At 67.5% G+C, this 8,532-nt stretch carries 8 protein-coding genes, 1 rRNA gene and 1 pseudogene; all 10 read right to left on the reverse strand.

The window, feature by feature from the left end; translation table 11 throughout:
• Window positions 1-127 precede the first annotated feature (127 nt).
• The gene (locus ACIA8X_RS36715; RefSeq protein ID WP_393458228.1) at window positions 128-1,180 is read right to left on the reverse strand and encodes a lysophospholipid acyltransferase family protein; all 1,053 of its coding nucleotides are present in this window, start codon (window positions 1,178-1,180) and stop codon (window positions 128-130) included.
• Window positions 1,181-1,194: 14 nt separating this feature from the next.
• Complete coding sequence (locus ACIA8X_RS36720; protein WP_393458225.1) at window positions 1,195-2,256, reverse strand: NAD-dependent epimerase/dehydratase family protein; 1,062 nt, start codon at window positions 2,254-2,256, stop codon at window positions 1,195-1,197.
• Between the two features lie 271 nt (window positions 2,257-2,527).
• Entirely contained in the window at window positions 2,528-2,626 is a 99-nt protein-coding gene (locus tag ACIA8X_RS36725; RefSeq protein WP_003948845.1) for a 30S ribosomal protein bS22, read from the reverse strand.
• Window positions 2,627-2,825: 199 nt separating this feature from the next.
• Window positions 2,826-3,038, reverse strand: coding sequence for a helix-turn-helix domain-containing protein (locus ACIA8X_RS36730; RefSeq protein WP_004984898.1), 213 nt, complete (start codon window positions 3,036-3,038; stop codon window positions 2,826-2,828).
• 129 nt (window positions 3,039-3,167) lie between these two features.
• Window positions 3,168-3,983, reverse strand: a complete 816-nt coding sequence (locus ACIA8X_RS36735) for a phosphatase (protein ID WP_393458222.1) — start codon at window positions 3,981-3,983, stop codon at window positions 3,168-3,170.
• Window positions 3,984-4,519: 536 nt separating this feature from the next.
• Window positions 4,520-5,692, reverse strand: a complete 1,173-nt coding sequence (locus tag ACIA8X_RS36740) for an acetoin utilization protein AcuC (RefSeq protein WP_393458219.1) — start codon at window positions 5,690-5,692, stop codon at window positions 4,520-4,522.
• On the reverse strand, window positions 5,643-6,878 hold the full coding sequence (locus ACIA8X_RS36745) for an MFS transporter (RefSeq protein WP_393458216.1): 1,236 nt from the start codon (window positions 6,876-6,878) through the stop codon (window positions 5,643-5,645). The genes ACIA8X_RS36740 and ACIA8X_RS36745 overlap by 50 nt, the downstream gene beginning before the upstream one ends.
• Window positions 6,879-6,959: 81 nt before the next feature.
• A pseudogene (locus tag ACIA8X_RS36750) lies at window positions 6,960-7,666 on the reverse strand (VC0807 family protein).
• Window positions 7,667-7,735: 69 nt separating this feature from the next.
• A complete protein-coding gene (locus tag ACIA8X_RS36755; RefSeq protein WP_393458210.1) occupies window positions 7,736-8,380 on the reverse strand; it encodes an HAD family hydrolase in 645 nt (214 codons plus the stop codon).
• Between the two features lie 60 nt (window positions 8,381-8,440).
• Window positions 8,441-8,532 (reverse strand): 5S ribosomal RNA (gene rrf / locus ACIA8X_RS36760); the annotation flags it as partial.

The following is an 8,532-nucleotide window of genomic DNA, read 5'->3' on the forward strand; positions in this document are numbered from 1 at the left end:
CTGCACCAGCAACTTGGCCCCTCCTGTCTGCTGCCCTTGCACTGCTCCGCAGGCTGCGGACAGCTGCGCCGGACTCCGTGTGGCGGCTCCGAGCGACCGGCCTCCCGGCAATACCGTCCGATCGACGTCAGAAGAACACCGACCGCCGCTGCACCAACAACTTGTACAGCGTGTGCTGGATCTGCTCCCTCACCTGGTCGGTCAGGTTGAACATCAGCATCGGGTCCTCGGCGGCCTCCGGCGGATAGCCGTCCGTGGGGATCGGCTCGCCGAACTGGATCGTCCACTTCGTCGGGAGCGGGATCGCGCCCAGCGGGCCCAGCCACGGGAAGGTCGGCGTCAGCGGGAAGTACGGGAAGCCCAGGAGGCGGGCGAGGGTCTTGGCGTTGCCGATCATCGGGTAGATCTCCTCCGCCCCGACGATCGAGCACGGAATGATCGGTGTGCCCTTGCGCAGGGCCGTGGACACGAAGCCGCCGCGGCCGAAGCGCTGCAGCTTGTAGCGCTCGGAGAAGGGCTTGCCGATGCCCTTGAAGCCCTCGGGCATCACCCCGACCAGCTCGCCCTGGCCGAGAAGGCGCTCGGCGTCCTCCGCGCAGGCCAGGGTGTGGCCGAGTTTGCGGGCGAGCTCGTTGACCACCGGCAGCATGAAGACCAGGTCGGCGGCGAGCAGCCGCAGATGGCGGCCCGCCGGGTGCTGGTCGTGCACGGCGACCTGCATCATCAGGCCGTCCAGCGGCAGTGTCCCGGAGTGGTTGGCGACGATCAGCGCGCCGCCCTCGGACGGGATGTTCTCGATGCCCTTCACCTCGACCCGGAAGTACTTCTCGTACACCGGGCGCAGCATGGACATCAGGACCTGGTCGGTGAGCTCCTCGTCGTACCCGAAGTCGTCGACGTCGTAGTCCCCGGTGAGCCGGCGGCGCAGAAAGGCCAGGCCGCTCGCGATGCGCCGCTCCAGCCCGCCGTCGTCCTGCGGCTTCTGGGGCGGCTGTTCCTCACGTGTCACAGGAACATCATCCTGCGCGAAGGACCGTCCCGGGAGGGGCTGGACCTCGCGTACCAGCGCGGATTCACCGCTCTTGCGCCGGCTCCCCCCGCTCCGGCGCCGCGCCGGCCGCTGCACGGCGCTCCCGCGGGACCGGTCGTCGTCGAACGGAATGACCTTGGCGTCCGCCATCGTTGATGCGCTCCTCAGTTGGCGCTCTGAGTCGGGAGGTGGCCGCCGCCCAGCACGGGCAGCGCGGCGATCCGGTCGACGGCCCCCGCAAGGGCCTCAGGCGGCAGCAGACCCGGTGCGCGGCTGCGCGCGAACTCCGCGAAGGTCTCCGCCGTCGTGAACTTCGGCTTGAATCCGAGCGTCTCCCGCATCTGGTCCGTCGCCACGACCCGGCCGTGCGTGAGCAGCCGGATCTGCTCGGGCGAGAAGTCCGACATACCCAGCGTACGCACGAGGGAGCCGGCCCAGGTGACCGCGGGCAGCAGCAGCGGCACGGTCGGCCGTCCGAGCCGCCGGGAACACTGCGAGAGCAGCAGGACGCCGTCGCCGGCGACGTTGAAGGTGCCGCTGTTGAGCGTGCCCCGCTCCGGCTCGTGCGAGGCGATGCGCAGCACCTCGATCACGTCGTCCTCGTGCACGAACTGCAGCCGTGGGTCGTACCCGAACACGGTCGGCAGCACGGGCAGCGAGAAGTACGAGGCGAGGGGGGTGTCGGCGCTCGGTCCGAGGATGTTGGCGAACCGCAGCACGCACACGGCGACATCCGGCCGCCGCCGCGCGAAGCCCCGCACATAGCCCTCGACCTCGACCGCGTCCTTGGCGAAGCCACCGCTGGGCAGGGACTTGGGCGGGGTGGTCTCGGTGAAGACGGCCGGGTCGCGGGGCGCGGATCCGTACACGTTCGTACTGGACTTGACCACGAGCCGCTTGACGGTGGGGGACTTCTGGCAGGCGCCCAGCAGCTGCATCGTCCCGATGACGTTGGTTTCCTTGACCGTGGTCCGGCTGCCGCTGCCGAGCGCGGTTCCGGTCACATCCATGTGTACGACGGTGTCGGCGCCGCTCTCGGCCAGCACCCGCGCGATGGTGGGCTGCCGGATGTCGGCCTGGATGAAGTCGGCACCCCCCAGATGGTGCTCCGGCGGCACCGCGTCCACGGCGACCACCCGGTCCACCTGTGGGTCACGCTGGATCCGTCGTACGAACCGGCCCCCCAGTTGACGGGCCACTCCGGTCACGAGCACGACCTTGCCCAAAATTCAGCGCCTTCCTTCCAGCACTCGTCCCCTGCGTACCCTGCCGAGTTCCCCGTGTGCGGCCAACCTAGCGGGTCGGTGTTGCGCTGTGATGACCGCCCAATGCATGAAGTGACGAAAATTCCCTGCGTACGACCGGACGGATCAACCGGTTGTCCAGGCATACGCACAGAGTCCGGCCCTTCGCACACCGCCCGCGATACGCGTGTGGCCCCCCACCGGATGCGGTGGGGGGCCACAGACACGCCTTACGCCGCTTCCGCGGCGTCGCTCACTTCTTGTTGCGACGCTGAACGCGCGTGCGCTTGAGCAGCTTGCGGTGCTTCTTCTTGGCCATCCGCTTGCGCCGCTTCTTGATAACAGAGCCCACGACTACCCTCGCTCACTTCTCATCACTCGGTGTTTGGGCGCCATGGGCCCACACGACCTACGAGGGGCTAGCCTACCCGCCCGAGCGCTGAGGTCGTAATCGAGGCGGACGAGAGGGGAATCCCGCAAAGCCCTGAGGACCTTTGAGGGCCCCTGGGGAACCCTGAGAATCCCGGAGGATCCCCCCTCGCCCGTCGCCGTCAGGCCGTTTCCACCCCCACATAACTCTCGCGGAGGTACTCGTGAACCGCTTGCTCGGGGACGCGGAAGGACCGCCCCACCCGGATCGCGGGCAGATGACCACTGTGCACCAACCGGTACACGGTCATCTTCGACACTCGCATCACCGAGGCGACTTCCGCCACGGTAAGGAACTGAACCTCGTTCAGAGGCCTCTCGCCAGCTGCAGCCATGACACACCTGAACCTTCCGCACTCGACGGCCACCGGCTTCCCCTTCCGGTGACTCTTCGTCGCTGCGTGCTCACTCCCCAATGTAGGTGCCAGTGATGCGAGTGGGGAAGAGGTGCACCCATCGGCGGCCTACTGGGACAGACACGCTCGATTGAGTACGTAGCGGGTAAGCGGCCGGTAGTAATCAGACCGCACAGCGTCATCAAGTGGAACGACGACGGACACAGACCCCTCAGCCTCCCCCACAAAGAGCGCGGGGTCATTCGTATCGGCGAGACCAATGGCCTCAAACCCCAGCTGACCTGCCCCGCAGACCCACCCGTGGTCCCCGATCACCAGCTCCGGCAACGGCCCGCCGGCCTCGGCCGCGGCGGCCAGGGCGGTACGAACCGGGAGGGGCGAATGCGTGTGTGCGCCGGTCTCACGCCCGGTGCTCGGAGCGCCGGCTTCGCGCACCAACGCGACTCCTCGTACGTAGTCAAGGTTGTACGTGCGTAGGCCGAACCGGGTCGTTATGTCGACACGGCGACCATGCGCGGGGGTGAGTACGGCACACCCCGCCGCCGACAACGCGTCCGCCAAGGCGGCGTAGAACCCGAGCAGTCGATGCGGATGCCCGGTACCGATCAGCACGGGCACCCGGTGCTCGGCGGCCACCCCGATCCGCTCACCGAAGGCATCCAACCCACTCAACGTCCGCTCAGGATCGATCACATCAAGGCCGGAAACATGCGCCGGATCGGCCGAAACCCCACACTTGTCCGCCATCAACTCGACCAGATCCCGCAGCCCCCAACTCCACTCAGGATCAAGCCCGATGACCACTCGAGGATCCCGAGCAGCAAAAAGCCGATAACTCCTGAGACTCACCTCCCGAGAAGTAGCCACGACCCCAGCAAGCCGAGCAGCCAGGAGATGGGCACGAAGGGCTCCGGTACTCAACACGTGAGCGATGCTGACGGACGGGACGGCAAGGAGTCGGACGAACAACGAAACACCGCGCTGTTGGGCTAAGGAACCCACCCCCAATCCCCCACCCACCCACAGGGCGCGTCCTAGCGAACCGACGACAACCTCACGGCGCAGGCCCGCGCATTTCAGCCCGTCCGACGTTCGAGCCCGAGGCCCCACCGTCCCAATCCCCCACCCACCCGCAGGGGACGTCTTAGTGCAGCGAAGGCGACGCCTCGACGCCAGCCCACGCATTTCAGCCCGTCCAGCGTTCGAGCCCGGGGTCACACCGTCCAATCCCCCACCCACCCGCAGGGGACGTCGTGGTGGAGCAACGGCAACTTCTCAACGCCGGCCCAGGCACTTTCAGCCCGTCCGGCGTTTGAGGACGAGGCCCCTTAAGGGCCGATACGGGGGTCTGGGGGCGGCAGCCCCCAGAAAGGCCCCGGGGTCGAAGGGGCAGAGCCCCTGGAGGACGGGACGGGTAGGGGCGGCGGGGGCGAAAAACTCCACCCGCACCCCCCACCCACTCACGCCAACAACCCCCGCAACGGAAACACAGCCTTACGAGTAGCAAGCACAGCCTGATCCAACCGATCCGCAGGGTCGTACCCCGCCTCCCACTCCCCCCAAGACACAGGCCACCGCCCATCAGTCATCCGCACCGGCCCCAACTGCCGAGTCCGAGCAAAGACTTCCTGCCGCCACCCCTCCGGAATCACCGCCGAAGGCTCAATCGGCCGCCCCGCCACAATCCCCACCAGATGCGTCCACGACCGCGGCACGACCTCCACCACGGCGTATCCACCCCCACCCAGCGCGACCCACTTCCCCTCGGCGTACTCATGCGCCAGCTCATGACACGCCACCTGCACAGCCCGCTGCGCATCCAACGACACAGCCAGATGCGCCAGCGGATCCTCGAAGTGCGTATCGGCCCCATGCTGAGTCACCAACACCTGCGGCCGAAAATCAGCAATCACCTCCGGCACCACGGCATGAAACGCCCGCAACCACCCCGCATCCCCGGTCCCGGCCGGCAACGCCACATTCACGGCCGACCCCTCCGCGGCCCCCCCACCGGTCTCCTCCGGCCACCCGGTCTGCGGAAACAACGTACGAGGATGCTCGTGCAACGACACCGTCAGCACCCGCGGGTCCTCCCAGAACGCCGCCTGCACCCCATCCCCGTGATGCACATCGACGTCGATGTAGGCGACCCGCTCAGCCCCCAGCTCCAACAACCGCGCGACAGCCAGCGACGCATCGTTGTAGATGCAGAACCCCGACGCACCCCCCGGCATCGCATGGTGCAACCCACCCGCGAAGTTCACCGCATGCAGCGCATCCCCCCGCCACACGGCCTCCGCCGCCCCCACCGACTGCCCGGCGATGAGCGCCGACACCTCATGCATCCCCGAGAACGCCGGATCATCCAGCGTCCCGAGCCCATACGACTGATCGGCCGCCCGCGGATCCGCCGAAGCCGCCTTCACGGCCGCGATGTAGTCCTCCCGGTGCACCAACCGCAACGTCGACTCCCCGGCCGGCTGCGCCGCGACGACGTCCATGTCCTTGTCCAGCCCGAAGGCATCGACGAGTCTCCTGGTCAGCGCGAGCCGGACCGGGTCCATCGGATGGTCCCGGCCGAAGTCATAGCCCGTTACTGCCTCGTCCCACATCAGCTGTGCGCGGCCGCTCATGCCCGCCACCGTATCGGTCCGGTTGAGCGGCGAACGACCGGGCGTACACCAGCGTCACCAGCACCAACACCATCGGCACCAACATCGCCCCGCGATAGCTCCACGCATCGCCCAGCGCACCCACCAGAGGCGAACCGATCAAAAACCCCACGTAATTGAACACATTGAGCCGCGCGATGGCAGCGTCCGAACCCCGCGGGCCGTACTTGTCGGAAGCGAGCCGCCCAGCCGCCGCGAACGTCTGCGGCACCAGCACACACAACCCCAGCCCGAGCAACGTGAACCCCAGCATCCCGACCCACGCCCCCGGCGCCCCGGCCACCACCGCGAACCCGACGGCCGCCACCAGCGCCCCCATCCGCACCACCACGACAGCCCCGAACTTCCGCACCCCGAAGTCCCCGATGGCCCGCCCCAGCAACGTGGTGACCATATAGACGTTGTACGGCACGGTCGCGAGCTGCTCCGAACTCCCCAGCACATCCTGCAGATACTTCGCGCTCCAGTTGGAGACGGTCGAGTCCCCGATATACGCGAAGGTCATCACCAGACAGAACGGCAACAACACCTTGAACGCGACGGGCCCACCCGCCCCAGAGTCCCCCGCCTCACCACCGCCCCCACTCCCACCACCGTCGACGTACCACCGACTCCCCACCAGCACGGCCGGCAACAACACCACAACGACCGGCAGATACGACACGAACAGCGCCAGATCCCAGTGCGCCCCCACCCACGCCAGCGAGGCCCCCACGATCCCACCCAGGCTGAACGCCGCGTGAAAGCTGAGCATGATGCTGCGCCCGTACGACCGCTGCAGGCTCACCCCGAGCATGTTCATCGAGGCGTCGAGCACACCCACGGCCAGCCCGAACACGGCAAGCGCCAGCCCCAGCTCGACCATCCGCTCCCCCGCCCCGACCCCGAGCAGCGCCAGGAGCACCACGGGCTGGGACCACCGCAGCAGCCGGCTCGGCGGTATTCGCCGCACCAGCCGCTCGGTCGTCACACTCCCGACACCGGCCAGGATCGGTACGGCGGCGAGGAAGGCGGGCAACAACGCGTCGGAGACCCCGTACCGGTCCTGGATGGCCGGAATCCGCGTCACGAGCAGGGCAAAAGCAACACCCTGAGCAAAGAATCCGAACGCCAACGAGGCCCTACCGCGCCGCAGCACATCAGTCATGGCGGCGAGCGTAGGGCCCCGGACTACCCGTGGGTAGATCCAGCCAAAGATGAATTCCCCTCAGCTTTACGGCCACAGCCCTCAGGCGACAACGGCAACCCCAGCCCGCGCAGCAGCCTCAGCCGCCTTCACCTCAGCGATGAGCAGCCGCGCCATGGGCTTGGCGGCGACCGCCCGGCTGACCACGAAGGCCACCGCCATAGAACCGATCAGAATGACGGACCCGAGCCACACCATCGTGTCCACGGGCACCGTGTACGCACCGACGACCCGCACCACACACTCCACGAGCAGTACGACACCCCACACCACCGAGAACACCCGCTCAGCGCGCACAAACGCAACCGCCCCGGCAACGGACCCACCAACCAGCCGCTCCCACGCAGCCTCCCGGGCCGGGTCACCCTGCACCAGGAAGGGCTTGAACCCCGCGGTCAACATCGGCCGCCCCACCACCACCGACACCAGAACCGCGAGGCCGATCGCGCTGCTCACACCGCTGTCCTTGGCAAGCATGAGCCGCGGGTCCCCAGAGACGAAGCTGAGCAGCAGCGACACCACGTTCACGACGAGGATGAGCCCCGCAAACGCATTGACCCGCCGCTCCTTGACCACACACCACACCGTCCGCACAGCAGGCGCCACACTGCTCAGGCAAGCGCCGCGAAGGTGCTCGCCCCGAAGGCCTCCTTGAAGAGGTAGTACGACCCGACGGGCACTGCCACGTCCACAATCAGCGGCCCGAAGGTGTCCTGCTTGCGCGTCTTCTTACGCGTCTGCGTCGTCATGCCGTCAGCGTCTCGCCCGGCCGGGGTCCCGCAGTAGAAACGAACGTCCGGGGCTCGGCATGACAAATGTCAGACCAGCAGGCCGGCCAACTCCCCCATGTCCGAAAAGAGATGAGTGGCACGAGCGAGCCTGTCGACAGGCGTCATGGCGGCAAACCCGTAGACATCCATCCCGGCCGCAACAGCCGCCTGCACCCCCAGCGGACTGTCCTCGACGACGACACACCGCTCCGGCGCAACCCTCATCCGCTCGGCCGCGTACAGAAACAGATCAGGCGCCGGCTTCCCCCGCCCCACATCCTGGGAACTGAAGATCCGCCCGTCATCGAACCACCGGTCCAGCCCGGTCGTCCGATGCCCCACCCGGATCCGCTCATGACTCCCCGACGAGGCCACGCAGTACGGCACCCCGTCCCCGGCCAGCCTCTCCAACACATCCGCGGCCCCGTCCACCGCTTTCAACTCCCGCTCGAACGCCGCGAACACCCGCGCATGAAAGACATCATCGAAGTCCGCCGGCAGCCGCTGCCCGGTCCGCTCCTCGATCAGATCGTGGATCCGGTGCATCGCGGACCCCATGTAGTCCCGAATGGAGTCCTCGTACGACGTCGGATGCCCCAGCTCCGTCAGATACTCGGCCAGCAGCCGGTTGGAAATGGGCTCGCTGTCGACGAGCACACCGTCGTTGTCGAAGATGATGAGGTCATAGCGCATACCGCGAGCCTAAACGCAGAAAACCCCGCACCGAAACGGTGCGGGGTTTTCTCAAATTTTGTTCGGCGGCGTCCTACTCTCCCACAGGGTCCCCCCTGCAGTACCATCGGCGCTGTAAGGCTTAGCTTCCGGGTTCGGAATGTAACCGGGCG

The organism is Streptomyces sp. NPDC051738 (assembly GCF_044453205.1).
In the GTDB taxonomy this organism is placed as follows: domain Bacteria; phylum Actinomycetota; class Actinomycetes; order Streptomycetales; family Streptomycetaceae; genus Streptomyces.